Origin of the sequence: Pseudoclavibacter sp. RFBB5 (assembly GCF_002931555.1) — a bacterium.
In the GTDB taxonomy this organism is placed as follows: Bacteria; Actinomycetota; Actinomycetes; order Actinomycetales; family Microbacteriaceae; genus Pseudoclavibacter.
Genome location: NZ_PSTZ01000001.1, coordinates 251,370 through 265,134 on the forward strand (window position 1 = coordinate 251,370; position 13,765 = coordinate 265,134).

General features: G+C 67.7%; 17 protein-coding genes. 8 read left to right on the forward strand and 9 right to left on the reverse strand.

Going from position 1 to position 13,765, the window contains the following annotated elements; all coding sequences use genetic code 11:
* The first annotated feature begins 348 nt into the window (after positions 1 to 348).
* Genes C5B97_RS01235 through deoC form a run of 3 tightly spaced genes read left to right on the forward strand, consistent with a single transcriptional unit; the run spans position 349 to position 2,106 of the window.
* Positions 349 to 954 (forward strand): GNAT family N-acetyltransferase, encoded by a 606-nt coding sequence (locus tag C5B97_RS01235; protein WP_104310326.1) that lies wholly within the window; start codon positions 349 to 351, stop codon positions 952 to 954.
* A 34-nt stretch (positions 955 to 988) separates the two neighbouring features.
* A complete protein-coding gene (locus C5B97_RS01240; RefSeq protein WP_104251527.1) occupies positions 989 to 1,414 on the forward strand; it encodes an organic hydroperoxide resistance protein in 426 nt (141 codons plus the stop codon).
* Complete coding sequence (gene deoC, locus C5B97_RS01245) at positions 1,414 to 2,106, forward strand: deoxyribose-phosphate aldolase (RefSeq protein ID WP_104310327.1); 693 nt, start codon at positions 1,414 to 1,416, stop codon at positions 2,104 to 2,106. The genes C5B97_RS01240 and deoC overlap by 1 nt, the downstream gene beginning before the upstream one ends.
* Before the next feature lie 93 nt (positions 2,107 to 2,199).
* On the opposite strand, the gene C5B97_RS01250 is transcribed toward deoC, so the two are convergent.
* The 4 genes from C5B97_RS01250 to C5B97_RS01265 form a co-directional block, all read right to left on the reverse strand.
* On the reverse strand, positions 2,200 to 2,577 hold the full coding sequence (locus C5B97_RS01250) for a hypothetical protein (protein WP_104310328.1): 378 nt from the start codon (positions 2,575 to 2,577) through the stop codon (positions 2,200 to 2,202).
* On the reverse strand, positions 2,577 to 3,632 hold the full coding sequence (locus C5B97_RS01255; protein ID WP_146080687.1) for a DUF2599 domain-containing protein: 1,056 nt from the start codon (positions 3,630 to 3,632) through the stop codon (positions 2,577 to 2,579). The genes C5B97_RS01250 and C5B97_RS01255 overlap by 1 nt, the downstream gene beginning before the upstream one ends.
* Before the next feature lie 154 nt (positions 3,633 to 3,786).
* Complete coding sequence (locus C5B97_RS01260) at positions 3,787 to 4,422, reverse strand: GntR family transcriptional regulator (RefSeq protein ID WP_104310330.1); 636 nt, start codon at positions 4,420 to 4,422, stop codon at positions 3,787 to 3,789.
* A complete protein-coding gene (locus tag C5B97_RS01265; protein ID WP_104310331.1) occupies positions 4,419 to 5,480 on the reverse strand; it encodes a cation diffusion facilitator family transporter in 1,062 nt (353 codons plus the stop codon). Before C5B97_RS01265 ends, C5B97_RS01260 begins: the two co-directional genes overlap by 4 nt.
* An 87-nt stretch (positions 5,481 to 5,567) precedes the next feature.
* On the opposite strand from C5B97_RS01265, the gene C5B97_RS01270 reads away from it, so the two are divergent.
* Positions 5,568 to 5,903 (forward strand): chorismate mutase, encoded by a 336-nt coding sequence (locus C5B97_RS01270; RefSeq protein ID WP_104251534.1) that lies wholly within the window; start codon positions 5,568 to 5,570, stop codon positions 5,901 to 5,903.
* A 27-nt stretch (positions 5,904 to 5,930) separates the two neighbouring features.
* On the opposite strand, the gene C5B97_RS01275 is transcribed toward C5B97_RS01270, so the two are convergent.
* Complete coding sequence (locus C5B97_RS01275) at positions 5,931 to 7,118, reverse strand: MalY/PatB family protein (RefSeq protein ID WP_104310332.1); 1,188 nt, start codon at positions 7,116 to 7,118, stop codon at positions 5,931 to 5,933.
* A 99-nt stretch (positions 7,119 to 7,217) separates the two neighbouring features.
* Here C5B97_RS01275 and C5B97_RS01280 point away from each other — a divergent pair, with 99 nt between their 5' ends.
* A complete protein-coding gene (locus tag C5B97_RS01280) occupies positions 7,218 to 8,519 on the forward strand; it encodes an O-acetylhomoserine aminocarboxypropyltransferase/cysteine synthase family protein (protein ID WP_258067822.1) in 1,302 nt (433 codons plus the stop codon).
* Between the two features lie 43 nt (positions 8,520 to 8,562).
* Here the strand turns inward: C5B97_RS01280 and C5B97_RS01285 are convergent, their stop codons facing one another.
* Positions 8,563 to 9,099: a CGNR zinc finger domain-containing protein gene (locus C5B97_RS01285; RefSeq protein ID WP_104310333.1), complete on the reverse strand. Its 537-nt coding sequence runs from the start codon at positions 9,097 to 9,099 to the stop codon at positions 8,563 to 8,565.
* Between the two features lie 26 nt (positions 9,100 to 9,125).
* Between C5B97_RS01285 and C5B97_RS01290 the strand changes: the two genes are divergently transcribed.
* Together C5B97_RS01290 and C5B97_RS01295 are read left to right on the forward strand one after the other, a co-directional pair.
* Complete coding sequence (locus C5B97_RS01290) at positions 9,126 to 9,425, forward strand: hypothetical protein (RefSeq protein WP_104310334.1); 300 nt, start codon at positions 9,126 to 9,128, stop codon at positions 9,423 to 9,425.
* A gap of 105 nt (positions 9,426 to 9,530) precedes the next feature.
* A complete protein-coding gene (locus C5B97_RS01295; protein WP_104310335.1) occupies positions 9,531 to 9,998 on the forward strand; it encodes a hypothetical protein in 468 nt (155 codons plus the stop codon).
* Positions 9,999 to 10,248: 250 nt separating this feature from the next.
* On the opposite strand, the gene C5B97_RS01300 is transcribed toward C5B97_RS01295, so the two are convergent.
* Genes C5B97_RS01300 through C5B97_RS01310 form a run of 3 tightly spaced genes read right to left on the reverse strand, consistent with a single transcriptional unit; the run spans position 10,249 to position 12,579 of the window.
* Positions 10,249 to 10,713 carry a DIP1984 family protein gene (locus C5B97_RS01300; RefSeq protein WP_104310336.1) on the reverse strand — a complete coding sequence of 155 codons (465 nt, stop codon included), beginning with the start codon at positions 10,711 to 10,713 and terminating at the stop codon, positions 10,249 to 10,251.
* Positions 10,714 to 10,725: 12 nt separating this feature from the next.
* Positions 10,726 to 11,610, reverse strand: coding sequence for a hypothetical protein (locus tag C5B97_RS01305; RefSeq protein WP_146080688.1), 885 nt, complete (start codon positions 11,608 to 11,610; stop codon positions 10,726 to 10,728).
* Between the two features lie 30 nt (positions 11,611 to 11,640).
* The gene (locus C5B97_RS01310; protein WP_104310338.1) at positions 11,641 to 12,579 is read right to left on the reverse strand and encodes a hypothetical protein; all 939 of its coding nucleotides are present in this window, start codon (positions 12,577 to 12,579) and stop codon (positions 11,641 to 11,643) included.
* A gap of 93 nt (positions 12,580 to 12,672) precedes the next feature.
* On the opposite strand from C5B97_RS01310, the gene C5B97_RS01315 reads away from it, so the two are divergent.
* A complete protein-coding gene (locus tag C5B97_RS01315) occupies positions 12,673 to 13,746 on the forward strand; it encodes an aminotransferase class V-fold PLP-dependent enzyme (protein ID WP_104310339.1) in 1,074 nt (357 codons plus the stop codon).
* The last annotated feature ends 19 nt before the right edge of the window (positions 13,747 to 13,765 follow it).

Here is a 13,765-nt window from a genome sequence, read left to right on the forward strand (position 1 = left end):
ACGCCGGCGCGGGGAGTATTTGGTTGCTCTCTGTTCCGTTATTGATCTCGAGCCGAGACTCGAGATCGGGGGGAGGTGATGTCGGTACTTCCAAACCATGCTTCGCTTTCGCGGAGCGGCTCGGATTGAGCTTGTCTCGCTCATCACTGGAAGGAAACTAACACGACATGTGGCCGCAAATGCACTCCTTGGGGGTCCGAATAGGCGCATTTAGTCCATGGATATCGTCCGCGTGCCGTCTGGTCGGTCGGGGTCGCGGAATCCGTCTCTGACCAGGGGAGTTCCGGAAAAGGCAGCTGGACCGATCCACGTAGTGGGCGCGGCGGCTGCGTCGTGTTCTATGGACCTATGCAGCTTGATCCCGAGAAGTCGCTCCGCGGTCGCCACGTCGTGCTCCACCCTGCTGACAGTGCGGGGTGGGCGGAGGTCGGCGATGTCCTGTGCGTGCCAGAGGTGTTCGCGTCCGGATGGGGTGGGGGGCCAGCTGGGCTTCCGGCTCGCGCGGACTGGGCCGAGTGGGTGGCGGACTACACGCCCGGGCCGCAGCTCGGCTGCACCTACATCATCCGAGCTGAGGGTGGGCCCCTCCATGGCCGTGCAGTCGGGACCACCTCGATCGGGCGTGTCGACCTCGCCAGTCAAGCGGCGGAGATCGGATGGACCGCGTACGATCCGGCCGTCTGGGGCAGCGTCGTGAATCCCGCGACCAAGCTCGTCCTGCTCGACCACCTCTTCGAGGTCGGATTCGGGCGCGTGGCGTTCAGCGCGGACAACCGCAACGAACGCTCGCAGGCGGCCCTCGCGAAGCTCGGCGCGACTCGGGAAGGCGTGCTGCGTCGGCACCGCCCTCGTGCAGATGGGAGTTGGCGAGACACGGTTCGCTTCTCGATCATCGAGTCGGAGTGGCCAGACGTCCGCCAGGGCCTTCTGGCGCGCGTCGAGCGCGGGGACTGAGCGTTTCCTTCACGAGTCGTGGTTCCATGGACTCATGACGACTCCTGTGTACACCGCAATTGCCCACGCTTCCGGTGGTGGCCGCGACGGCCACGTGCGTTCGGAAGACGACCGCATCGACCTCGACACGCGTCCCCCCAAGGAGATGGGCGGCAGCGGCGAGGGCACCAATCCAGAGCAGCTCTTCGCGGCCGGCTACTCGGCCTGCTTCCTCGGCGCGTTCCACGCCGCGGGCAAGCAGCTCGAGAAGGATACGAAGGATGCGGCGGTCTCGACCTCCGTGGGGATCGGCAAGCGCGAGCCCACGGGCTTCGAGCTCTCGGTCGTCCACGACGTGTACGCGCCGAACCTCTCCGCCGAGGAGACCGCCGAGGTCGCTCGCGTCGCGCACGAGGACATCTGCCCGTACTCGCACGCCACCCGCGGCAACGTCGACGTGCAGATCAACGTCGTCAGCTGATGACCGAGCTCAACGGACAGACGAACCCTGCCGACCAGGTCACGAGGGCCGAGCTGGCCAGCATCGTGGACCATACGCTCCTGAAGACGGACGCGACGCCAGACCAGGTCGTCGCTCTCCTCGACGAGGCCAAGGCGCTCAACGCGTTCTCGATCTGCGTCTCACCCAACATGCTGCCCGTGCAGGGTGAAGCCGGAGACGTGAAGATCGCGACCGTCATCGGTTTCCCATCCGGGAAGCACCACTCGGCGATCAAGGCTGCAGAAGCCGCGAGAGCTGTCGCGGACGGGGCTGACGAGCTCGACATGGTGATCGACATCGGCATGCTCAAGGCGGGCCGCGCCGACCTCGTTCAGGCCGACGTCGCTGCAGTGCGCGTGGCGGCGCCGCACGCCCTGCTCAAGGTCATCATCGAGTCCGCGGCCCTCACGGACGACGAGATCGTCGCGGCGTGCGAAGCCTCCGAGGCTGCCGGTGCCGACTACGTGAAGACGTCGACGGGGTTCTCGGCGGCCGGAGGAGCATCGACCCACGCCGTCGCGCTCATGAGGAAGACGGTCGGCGAGCGGCTCGGCGTGAAGGCGTCTGGCGGAATCCGCTCGACGGCTGACGCGCTTGCCATGGTCGAGGCGGGTGCGTCGCGGCTCGGGCTGTCCGGTACGGCAGCCGTTCTCGACGGCCTGCCCGCCTAGGCACTCGCTTGCGCGCGAAACGCGCGTCGCCCCTTCGGGCGACGCGCGTTCCGCATGTGTGGCGCTCATTCTGCGACGTGCAGGCGCGGACGCCTACTCGGAGGTCCCTGCGTTCCGGAGCATGTACTCGACGTACTCCTTATCCTCTGAGGGAATATCTTGCTTCCAGCGAATGATGAAGATGTCGCGAATCTGCACGTCATCCTCAATTCGGGCTGCGTCCGCGTCCTCTTTCGAAGAGAACTTGAAGGCATCCGCCTGGTCTGAGCTGAATGCCTCCACACACGCGCCTGCACCTTCACAGGCCTGCGCTGTCACGTCCTCCTGTGACGTCAGGATCGTCGCGGCTTCTGTATCCCAAACCCCCGCGAGCGTCACGTCGTCCCGCAGGTAATCGCAAGCAGTCAGGAGAACTCCGGGCACGACCAGCAGAACTGCACACGACATCCACTTCAACGCCTGGTGCTTCACTAGGGATTTCCGTTGGAGTAGTTCCAGTTGCACTTGTGTCGGAAGACCTCGTGCCAGTTCTCCTTGGGGAGCGATGGGCGATACGGCTCCAGGTCCCAGGTCGGGTTCGTCAGCACATCGATGCCGTAGACCGCGTGGCAGTAATACTGCTGCCGGGTCGAATGGTTGATGTTGTATCGACCAGGCGACCTGTTCGCGAACTCATTCCATCCATCGGCCATGATGATCGACAAGCCGATGTTGGGGGCCTGGGGCGTGTTCACCGCACCCATGCGGATCGCGCGATTCCAGCCGGATGGTTTCAGGACGTGCACGCCATTGATCCATCTGACGTAGTCGAACAGGTTGGTGCCCCAGAACGGGTCGGCGACGACTGGGTACTGGAAGTCGCCGGCCAGATGCTCCACGACCTGGACGACCTGGGTTCCTGTCACCTCGTAATGCGTTGGAACCTCGACGCCGTTCGCGTCCTTGGCCCAGGCCGGCGCCACTCCGCCGAGCAGCGAGCCGTCGGCCGCACGCAAGAAGAGCGCACCGTCGTCGGACTCCTGAATGTAGGAGAGACCTTCTGCGTCGAATTCGTAGGGAATCTCCTGGGTCGTGGTCCCTTCCGCGATGGTCGAGACCACCTGCACCGAGCCGTCTTCCTTGACCACCGCGGTGGAGCTGATGCCACTCGCGTGATCCGCGAAGAGCGTCCCTTCGTTCGTGATGTCGGCTGGCGTCTCTGCCCCCGTCGCCTGCACGAGGGACATCGTGACGGCGCTGCCGTCGGCTGGATCCACCTCGATGGAGCTCGAGCTGGCTTCCAAGGAGACGGTCATTCGCTCCGTCTGGTCGCCTCCGGGGTCGATCTCCGCGGTCGCTTCGGAGTCGCTGGCGACGATGTCCTCATGGAGGTTGTCGAAGACCTCCGGCGTGACCTCCTCGATGGCCTCCTGCGACTCCGATTCGCTCGGTGTCTCCCCTGCCTGGTCTGCCTGTGCGGGCGCGGCGCTCATGATGGCGATGCCCATGAGCCCGGCCAGCGCGGCGGCTGCAACTTTTCGTTTCATGTTCCCCCCGGTTCGAAAGTGCTACTTATGAGTAGCGCGATCGACCCTACAGGGAATGAGGAAGAATTTGGCCCGGTCCATGACTACGCACGAGAATGCCGACGTGTCCCGGACCCGTGCGCCGTCGAGCTCTCGTGCGGGCGCTTCAGGCGCTTCAGGCGCGGGTCAGATGTTGGTGCACCGCCGCGTGGATGCCCTCGATGTCGCCCCGCCTCGTGAGCTCGACGAGGGCTTCGTGGTGAGTGCTGAAGTCGCCGCGGGATGGATGCGCGCCGACGCCGTGCGACGAGCAGATCAGCGACTCGGTGGCGATCGTCGCGTACGCGCGGGAGAGTCGTGAGTTGCCGGCGCTGTCCACGAAGCGGCTGTGGAACTCGTAGTCGAGGCGCAGCGAACGCGCCTCCTGGTCCGCTCGGATGGCGGCGCTGAGTTCGGCGGCAATCGAGGACAGTGCGGCTGCGATGCGTGCGCGCTCGCCCGCTGGCTTGGCGGCGATCACGGCTGCCGCGGCGCATTCGAGCACCTCGCGGGCCGCGAAGATCTCCGCTGCGTCATCGTCGGTCAGCTCGCGGACGAACACCCCGCGGTTGCGTCTGCTCTCGAGGAGGCCCTCCTGCACGAGTCGCTGCAGGGCTTCGCGGACCGGTCCCCTGGACACCTGGAAGTCGCCGGCGAGGCGCGCCTCGTTCATCTGAGCGCCGGGCGCGTAGCTGCCATCGACGACGCGTTCGCGGAGATGCTCGGCGATGATCGCCGAGGTCGGCTGACTCTGCAGGCCTGTGGATGTCATGAGTGCAGCTGCCCCGAGTGCGCCTCGTGTCCGACGTGGGCGGCCGGTTCCACCTGGAACGTGCTGTGGCTCGTCTCGAAGTGCTCTTTCAAGCACGCGTCGAGTTCGCAGAGCACGGCGTCGAGTCCACGCTCGTCGAGGGCCTCTGGCGCGACGACGACGTGGGCCGAGAACATGGGGACCCCGGAGGTGATGGTCCACGCGTGGACGTCGTGCACATCCACGACCCCCGGAACGGAGCGGAGGTGCTCGCGGGTGGCATCGAGGTCGACGTTCTTCGGCGTCGCCTCCATGAGCACGTCGACGACTTCGCGGAGGAGGCTGATCGCCCTGGGGAAGATGAGGATGGCGATGAGGATGGATGCGATCTGGTCGGCGACCATCCACCCCGTCACCCAGATGACGATGGCGGCGATGATGACGGCGACGGACCCCAGCAGGTCGCCGAGCACCTCGAGGTACGCGCCGCGCACGTTGAGGCTCTCCTTCTGTCCAGAGCGAAGCACCAGCAGGGACACGAGGTTCGCGAGGGCGCCGATGACGGCGGCGGCCAGCATGATGCCCGACTCGATCTCGACCTCCTGTCCGAATCGTCGGATCGCCTCGATGAAGATCGTCACGGCGATGACGCCGAGGATGAGGCCGTTGGTGAGGGCGGCGAGCACCTCGGCGCGCTGGAAGCCGAAGGTCCGGCGTGAGGATGCGGGCAGTGTCGCGACGTAGCTCGCGAGCAGCGCGACGGTGACGCCGGCCGCATCGGTCAGCATGTGTCCGGCGTCGGCGAGCAGGGAGAGCGAGTTCGAGGCAAAGGCGCCGACCACCTGCACGAGGAACACGCTTGCGGTGATCGCGAGCACGATGACGAGCTTCTTGCGGTGCTTGCCCGTCGCTGTGGTGTGGTCGCCAAGGCCGTGGCTGTGACCGTGCCCGTCGTCGCCCTCGGGTGCGCGGTCGACGCACGGATGCGCGGGGCTGAACGCCTCGCCGCCCGCGTGGTCGTGCTCGGACGGGTGGTCGCCGTGGTGGCTGGCGTCGTCTGGCTCGTGGGGGAGGGGCATGTGCCCAGGGTAGTCCGACTGTCGATTGTTGACAATCGCCAGCTCGATGACTTCTCGTCGGTTCGTGACCCCCGCTAGGCTCGTCCCATGCCTTCTTCGACCGACGCCCCCACTCACGCAGAGCACGCGGCGGATGACGCGGCGCTGCGTCGCCTGACCTCGATCCGGGGGAGCATCGACAACATCGACGCCGCGCTGGTGCACATGCTCGCGGAGCGCTTCAAGTTCACCACCCTCGTCGGTGAGCTGAAGGCTGAATACGGCCTCCCGCCCGCGGACCCCGACCGGGAGCGTCGTCAGATCCTCCGATTGCGTCAGCTCGCGGAGGAGTCGCACCTGGACCCCGAGTTCGCGGAGACCTTCATCAACTTCATCATCGCCGAGGTGATCCGCCACCACGAGCGCATCGCCGAGCAGGGCTAGCGGTCGGGGGGTCGCTCGCGCCGGCTCCTAGCGAGCGGCGAGCGCATCCGCCATGCGCTGGATGATCTCCTCCAGCACCGGCTTGGGGGTCGCGAAGACGATGCGCACGTACTGCTCGAAGCCGGCCCCGCAGGAGGCGCCCGCCGTGAGGGTGACGCCGGCGTTGTCGAGGAAGAACTTGGCAGGCGGGCCCTCGATGCCGAGCGCTGACACGTCGAGCCAAGCGACGTAGGTCGACTCGGGCACGATGGTGCGCACGCCGGGGAGGTGCTCGGCGATGAGCGCGAAGAGGAGCTCTCGGTTCTCGATGAGCGCCCCGTTGACGTCGTCGAGCCACTCGTCGCTGCTGCTGTACGCGGCTTCGGCCGCGAAGGCGCCGAGGATCGAGGACCCCCAGACGACGCCGAAGCCGAACGTTCGGTAGTGCTCGAGGTCGTCGTCGTTCGTGAAGATGATCTGGGCGGATTTGAGGCCGGCGACGTTCCAGGCCTTCGAGGCGGCCGTCGACGTCACGGAGTGACGCGCGGCTTCGGCGGAGATGGATGCGTAGGGGATGTGTGGCGGCCCGTCGAGGGTGAGGGGCGCCCAGATCTCGTCGGCGAAGACGCGGCCGCCGCCGCGTTCGACGATGTCGGCCAGGCGGAGCAGCTCCTCGCGCGTGTAGATCGCGCCGGTCGGGTTGTGCGGGTTGACGAGGACGACATTCGCCGGCCCGTTCGCGAAGGCGCGCTCGATGCCGTCGAAGTCGAGCGTCCACCGGGCGCCCTCGATCACGCCGGGCACTTCGATAGTCTCGCGCCCCTGCAGCGCCTCGGTCACGAGGAACGGCATGTAGGCGGGCGTCGGCACGATGATGGGGGAGCCCGGCGCGGTGAAGTGGCGCACGAACACGTCGAAGGCGCCCATGACGTCGGCGATGTGGTGGATGCGCGCGGGTTCGACCGCCCACCCGTAGCGTCGTTCGAAGAAGGCGGATGCCGCGGCCGTGGTCCGCGCCCAGGTCGGCGGGGCGAGGTAGCCGAGCTCGTCCTTGGCGACGGCGCCGAGGATCGCCTCGCGCACGTTCGGGGCCGTCCCGAAGTCCATCTCGGCAACCCACGCGCCGATCGTGCCCTCGTTGAGGCTCCACTTCCGACTGTCGGGGCGGTCGAGCTCGTCGCGGGTGATCGCGTCGAAGCGCGAGGTGGACTCGGTCTTGCTGGTGGGCGAGGGCATGGGGGAAGCGTAGCCACGTGAACGCTCGAGGCCCTTCGCGTGTTTCCAAAGGTTTCGCCGCGGCTCCACAAGCGGACGCGACTTCCGTACGTTGACCGTGTGGCCATTGAAGAGCGAAACGAACAGACCTTTGCGACCAGGCAGATCCACGCCGGCGCAGTCGTCGACAGCGACGTCGGCGCGCGTGTGACCCCGATCTACCAGAGCGCGGGGTACATCTTCCCGTCGTACGACGAGGCAGAGGCGCGCTTCTCCGGTGAGAGCGTCGGGCGGGCGTACTCGCGCGGCGACAATCCGACGAACGTCGTCGCCGGCAAGCGCATCGCGAACCTCGAGGGTGGACGAAACGGCCTCGTCGTCTCGAGCGGGCAGGCGGCCATCGCGATGACGCTCTTCTCGCTGGCCGCATCCGGTGACCACATCCTCTCCACGGCCAGCCTGTACGGCGGCACGCGTCAGCTCTTCGATGGCAGCCTCACTCGGCAGGGCCTGAACTTCGAGTTCCTCACGGCCGAGGCGACCGAGGAGGACTGGCTCGCCCGGGTGCGTCCGGAGACGCGCGCCGTCTACACCGAGTCGATCCCCAACCCCAAGAACGACGTCGTCGACCTCGAGCTCCTCGGCCGTGTCGCGGCGAAGGCTGGCGTTCCGCTCATCGTCGACAACACGGTCGCGACGCCCTACCTGTGTCGGCCCATCGAGTGGGGCGCCGACATCGTGATCCACTCGACATCGAAGTGGCTGTCAGGCCACGGCTCCGTCATCGGGGGCGTCATCGTCGACGCCGGCAAGTTCGACTGGGCGGCGAACTCGGAACGGTTCCCGCACTTCACGAAAGGCTCCTTCGAGGGGGCGCCGTCGTTCATCGAGCGATACGGCGCCGACACGTTCATCAGCTACGTGAAGTCGGTGACGGTGCTCGACTACGGCCCCACGGTGCCGCCCACGAGCACGTTCCTGCTGCTGCATGGCATCGAGACGCTGTCGCTGCGGATGGAACGGCACGTCGAGAACGCGCAACGCGTCGCGGAGTGGCTCGAGGCGCGTCCCGAGGTCGGCTCGGTCGACTACTCGGGCCTGCCGTCGAACGCCTACTACGAGCTCGCGCAGAAGTACCTCCCGGATGGGGCCGGCTCGGTCGTCTCGTTCGACCTGCCGGGTGGGCCGGAAGCGGCGCGGAAGTTCGTTGAGGCTCTCGAGCTGGTCAGCCACATGACGCACATCGGCGACGTGCGGACGCTCGCGCTGCACATGCAGTCGACGATCTTCAAGCGCTCCTCGCAGGAGCAGCGCGACGAGGCCGGGGTGACGCCAGGGCTCATCCGCCTCTCCATCGGCATCGAGGGGATCGACGACATCCTCGCCGACCTCGAGCGGGGACTCGCGGCGACCAGGGCGTAACCGGGCGCGCGCATCCCGCCTGCCGGTCGGACCGGTTGCCCCATCACGCACGCTCGCGGGCCCGGTGCCGGCGAACGGCGGCCCGGTTCGCGCATCGCACCGAGCAGTACCGCTGACGTCCGTTACGAGTCGTGTCGACGACCACGTTCCTGCACTCGTCGCCGGCGTCCAGTCCGGCTGCGCACCTGCTCAGGCGGTGCATCCCCCGCGTGGTGAGGTGCAGTGCCGTGCCCACGGTGATCACGGCCAGCAGGATCTCGGGCAGCGACATGTCCCAGTCCCGGTAGTGGAGGTGCCACCCCTCGCTGTCGTGGTTCGTGAGGCGCGGGTAGGCCGTCGCGGAGGCCATGAGGGTGTTCAGCACGTCAGCGCGCTGCTCGTCGGTGGGCGCATCCACGACCCTGAGCCAGTCGTCGACCACCGCGCGTGTGCGCGTGTGGTCCTCGGCCTCGGGCGGGAACGGCATCGTCATGCCGTGTTCGCGAGTTCGGGCGAGCAGGGCAGGGCGGTCCGCTGGCCAGTCGTTGGCGAGGGATGCGGCGAGTTCGACCGCGTATTCACCGTAAGGGTTGAGATGCATAAGGCTATTACACCAGGCTCGAGGGTATGAAGAAGCTGACCCCCGCAGGCGACTCCGCAACACGCCCCATCCGACTCCCGAACTCGGCCCGCCGCGGCCACCAGGACTCCCGCCTTCACCAGGACTCCCGCGCATCCGCAACGGGCTGCGTCGAGCACGGCTGGACGACGGCATCGCACCACTCGACCTCGCTCGGCACGGTGATCTACAGCGAATGCGCAACCTGCGGGGCGCACCGGGCCGAGCTGCTCGAAGCGCGCGCCCTCTTCCCAGCACCCATCTCGCACGCGATCGCGAGCCCCCCAGCGCGGTCCGCTCGTGCGTGAGTGCGCGCGCACGCGGTCCGGCCGCCCCGCATCCATCTTCGGGATGACCAAGTTCACCACTTCGGATGACGCGTTCGACCCGGTCCAACGCCTAGGGTCGATGACGTGCACCCCCGTCGAGCCGTCGCCTTCGCCGCCCTCAGCGTGCTCGCCGCGACATCGCTCTCGGCGTGCGCGACGCCCGAGCCCGTGCGGCTGCTCGACCACCTCTCGGTGAACGAGCTCTCGGCCACGATGGAGATCGACGAGCTGCTCCCCGACGACGCATCCGCGTTTGTGCTCGGCTGCCCGTACCGCAACGTGGACACGCTCGCCGCGGACTCCGGCATCGACCGCAACCTGTTCCGCATCGGCGACCGCCACCTGCCCGGGCTCAACACCGACGGCCCGATCGCCCTGCTGCCGGTCATCGACGGCAAGGTGCGTCCGGGGGTGTCCTACAACACGCAAGACGTGTCCATGTGCGGGACGCACGACACGACGGTCGTTGAGCGAGGCTCCACCCTCACGTTCGCTCAAGACGGCTACGGGCAGTGGTTCGCTGTCTCCGTGCAGTCAGGCACGCAGGTCTGAGGCGCCGTTGCCCCGGCCAGACGCGGTGAGGTCCCCGATCCCGCCCTCGGCGTCCGGCCAGCACATGGTGATGAGGTGTCCTGCGTGCGCGGTTCCCGGTGAGGGGTGCTGGGCTGAAGTGTGACGGCCGAAGCCGTGACGCTGCCCACCGCGTCGACAGGTGGACTGGAAACCGCCAGCCCTCGGTGTGTGCTCGCGCCGTTCGCCTACCGACTCACCGCGTCTTCGTTCGCATGCTGGTCCTCGGGGCTCAGGCCTCGAGGAGCTCGACCTCCCAGTTCGTGCGTTGGATGACGACATCGAGCTCGCGCAGCGCCTGAGCGACACCGTCCGCCTTGGCTCGCACGTCGCGCACAGGCAGGGCCGACATCTGCCGCAGCTCGCTGCGCATCTGCCGCTGCCCCCACGACCCCGCCGCCGCATCCGCCGCCCGAACCAGGACGCTGTGCTGACTGCGCAGCGTCTCGCGCGCCGCGAGGAGGGCCGTTATCGTGCGCCCGTCATCCGTCGGCGCGGAGGCATTCGTGATGTTGATCGATGTGACGAGTCGCTCGAGCTGCAGCAGGCGCGTCGCGCACTCGTCGAGGAGCTCGGCGGCGTCTTCCGTCGGCTGCTCACCCTCCTGGTAGGAGGCGTTCGCGACGATGCGAGCCTGCAACGACTCGATGCGCTTCTGCAGGTCGGCGCGCTCCAGGAGCGCTTCGGCGAGTTTCATGGGTCCACGATCTCACGTGGTCGCTGGCTCGATGATGGCAGCGCCGAAGGTCCAATGCTCCCGCGTCATCGTCACGGAGACGGGCCCCGAGACACCCGCGGGGACGTCGAACACGTCGGCGCGGTCCACCGGGTCGATACTGCAGCTGGCGCCATCGCCGTCGCTCTCGAGAGATCGGTAGTGGATGGAGATCTCCGACGGACTCAGCACGACGAGCTCGCTCGGCACGAAGGTGCACGGTTCCGCCCGGTCCTGGCGGATGATCGTGAACGTGTCGTCGTCGGCGACGAGCACCGGTTGTCGCTGCGTCGGGTCGGCCCCCGGAATCAACGCGGACTGCGCAGCGCTGGCGACGGGCGCGACGACGCCGTCGAACGCCGTGACGCTCGGAAGCGGCACCGACGCCGACGCGGAGGGGGCCTCGAAGGTCAGCGGCTGCTCGTACGAGTCCCCGGTCGCGAAACGGACCTCCATACCCTCGGGTGTGACTCCAGGTGGCACCGTGAACTCGTCGACGCGCGTCGTCGCGGTGAGGGTGCAGATCTGGCCCGGGTCGCCGACGTAGTCGTAGGTGATGAGGATCGTGTCGGCATCCAGCACCATCAGGCGAACGGGCGCCTGACTGCACGTGTCCTCGCCGTTGTCGTCGCGGAGCACGCGGAACGTCGCGCCGTCCTCGCTCAGGATCGCGGCGGTCGTGCGGTAGCTCTCGGACTGCATCAGGAGCTGCCACTCGTCCCCAGTTGCCGTGCGGGCGACGGCAGGCTCGAACTCCTCGACGTAGACGTCAGAGGCAGGGGCATCGGGCGGTGGTGAGCTCTCCGCCCGCGGCTCCGCTGGCGCGCATCCCGCGAGCAGGAGGGCAGCGGCCAGACCCGCTGCCAGCGTCGTCGTCATTCTCTTCGCGAAGTGCACACGTCCTCGATTTCAGGGGGTTGCTGGTTCGATGTAGAGCGCCTGCGCCGACGGCGTCTCCTCAGTGATCGAGACCGTCACCGTGCCCTCAACGCTGGCAGGAATCTCGAATTGCTCCGCCAGGTCGACCGAACCAGGGACGCAGTCGGAGTAACCGCCCTCAACTGAGACGGCGCGGTAGTTGACGGAGACCTCCGTGGCGTTGAGCACGATCAGCTCGCTCGGCACGGAGTTGCAGGGCTCAAGTGCGTCGAACCGGGCAATGGTGAAGGTGTCGGTGTCGAACGCGACGAGCTTGGGGTGCCGCGGGATCGACTTGTCGCCCGTCATGAGCGCAGACTCCTCTTCGGTTGCGAGTCTTGACGGGACGTCGACGAGCGCAGTGCTGCTCGAAGCTGAGCCGGTTGCGGTTGCGGTCGCCGAGTCCGTCGCGGACATCAGCGGAGCCTCGAACGTCAACGGCTGCGACGCAGAATGCGTGTTCGTCATCCGCACTTCGAGCCCCACCGGATCCACACCGGTCGGCACCCGGAATTCGTCGACTCGCGTCATGCCCGAGGCCAGGCAGGAGACGTAGGGGCTGAGGCGCTCGTAGGTGATGAGGATGGTGCTCGAGTCGAGGAGCATCAGCCGGGTAGGCGCTTCGCTGCACCCGCCCGAGCCATCGAGTCGCACCAGTCGGAAGCTCTGCCCGTCCTCGCTCAGCACTGCCGCGCGCATCCGGTACTGGCCGCCCGCGACGAGGGCGCCCATGTCCTCCTCAGTCGCTGTCGGTGCCATTGCCAGCTCGAACTCCTCGAGGTAGGCGCCAGGACTCACCGTCGCCGACGCGACCGGGCTCTCGCCTGGCGTGCTTGCGCGCGCGCATCCCGCGAGCAGGACGATGCAGAGGAGGACGGCCGAGGCGACGGCAGCTCGGTGGCGGTGTCGCGGAGCCTCGGGGCTGGTCATGCGATCAAACTATTGCCGTGAGCGCGACGGCGCCAGTGCTCGACGTGAACGCATCCCTCGGCGCGCCTCGACCCCGGTCGCTAGCCTGGCGGCATGTCCTGGATCCACGAATCCGCGTTTTCGGCGGAACCCCTCTACCTGAACACCGCGTCGATGGGTCTGCCGCCGCAGGCGACGACGGACGCCTTGACGCGTGAACTGGTCGGCTGGAGTGCGGGGCGCAGGCAGGCGAACGACTACGACGGCACCGTCAGCCGGTCGCGGCAGCTCTACGCGGAGCTCGTGCACGTGCCCGCCCCGTGGGTGGCGATCGGCAACCAGGTCTCACCCCTCGTCGGGCTCATCGCCGCATCCGTGCCCGATGGCGCCGAGGTGCTCTTCGCGGAGAACGACTTCACAAGCATCAGCTTCCCGTTCGCGGCCCACGCCGACCGGGGGCTGCGCCTGCGCGAGGTGCCCGTGCACCGCATCGCGGAGGAAATCGGACCGGAGACGGTGTGGGTTGTCGTGTCGGCCGTGCAGTCGCGCACCGGCGCCGTCGCCGACCTCGACGCCATCGAAGCCGCCGCTAAGCGGCACGGCGCACGCACCCTCATCGACCTCACGCAGTCCGCCGGGTGGAAGGACGTCGACGCGAGCCGGTTCGATGCAACCGTGTGCGCCGCCTACAAGTGGCTGCTCTGCCCACGCGGCACCGCGTTCCTGACGCTCACCCCGGAACTGCACGAGCGCATCCGCCCCCTCGCCGCGAACTGGTACGCGGGCGAAGACCCCTGGTCGAGCATCTACGGGCTGCCGCTCCGTCTCGCCGCCGACGCACGCCGCTTCGACGTCTCGCCCGCCTGGCACGCGTGGGTCGGTACGGAGGCCTCGCTCGAATTCCTGCTCAGCATCGGTGCGCCCGAACTGGAGGCGCACGCGCTCGAAGTGAGCGCCGCGTTCGCGTCTGCGGCGGGGCTCCCGGATGCACGCTCCGCGATCCTCGCCCTCGCCCCCGTCGAGGGAGCTGCGGACGAGATCAGGGACACGCTCGAGCGGCTCGACGTCATGGCCGCGAACCGCGCCGGTAACTTGCGACTCTCCTTCCACGTCCACAACACCGCCGAGGAAGTCGAGCCGCTCGGCGCGGCGCTGAGAGGCCTCGTGCACATCGTCACAGGGCGCTGACGCGGACCCCATCCCGCAA

Bases quoted from the DNA above. Each gene is read 5' to 3' on its own strand.
- C5B97_RS01235 (WP_104310326.1), top strand. From the start codon at position 349: ATGCAGCTTGATCCCGAGAAGTCGCTCCGCGGTCGCCACGTCGTGCTC.
- C5B97_RS01240 (WP_104251527.1), top strand. From the start codon at position 989: ATGACGACTCCTGTGTACACCGCAATTGCCCACGCTTCCGGTGGTGGC.
- deoC (WP_104310327.1), top strand. From the start codon at position 1,414: ATGACCGAGCTCAACGGACAGACGAACCCTGCCGACCAGGTCACGAGG.
- C5B97_RS01255 (WP_146080687.1), bottom strand. From the start codon at position 3,632: ATGAAACGAAAAGTTGCAGCCGCCGCGCTGGCCGGGCTCATGGGCATC.
- C5B97_RS01260 (WP_104310330.1), bottom strand. From the start codon at position 4,422: ATGACATCCACAGGCCTGCAGAGTCAGCCGACCTCGGCGATCATCGCC.
- C5B97_RS01265 (WP_104310331.1), bottom strand. From the start codon at position 5,480: ATGCCCCTCCCCCACGAGCCAGACGACGCCAGCCACCACGGCGACCAC.
- C5B97_RS01270 (WP_104251534.1), top strand. From the start codon at position 5,568: ATGCCTTCTTCGACCGACGCCCCCACTCACGCAGAGCACGCGGCGGAT.
- C5B97_RS01275 (WP_104310332.1), bottom strand. From the start codon at position 7,118: ATGCCCTCGCCCACCAGCAAGACCGAGTCCACCTCGCGCTTCGACGCG.
- C5B97_RS01285 (WP_104310333.1), bottom strand. From the start codon at position 9,099: ATGCATCTCAACCCTTACGGTGAATACGCGGTCGAACTCGCCGCATCC.
- C5B97_RS01290 (WP_104310334.1), top strand. From the start codon at position 9,126: ATGAAGAAGCTGACCCCCGCAGGCGACTCCGCAACACGCCCCATCCGA.
- C5B97_RS01300 (WP_104310336.1), bottom strand. From the start codon at position 10,713: ATGAAACTCGCCGAAGCGCTCCTGGAGCGCGCCGACCTGCAGAAGCGC.
- C5B97_RS01305 (WP_146080688.1), bottom strand. From the start codon at position 11,610: ATGACGACGACGCTGGCAGCGGGTCTGGCCGCTGCCCTCCTGCTCGCG.
- C5B97_RS01310 (WP_104310338.1), bottom strand. From the start codon at position 12,579: ATGACCAGCCCCGAGGCTCCGCGACACCGCCACCGAGCTGCCGTCGCC.
- C5B97_RS01315 (WP_104310339.1), top strand. From the start codon at position 12,673: ATGTCCTGGATCCACGAATCCGCGTTTTCGGCGGAACCCCTCTACCTG.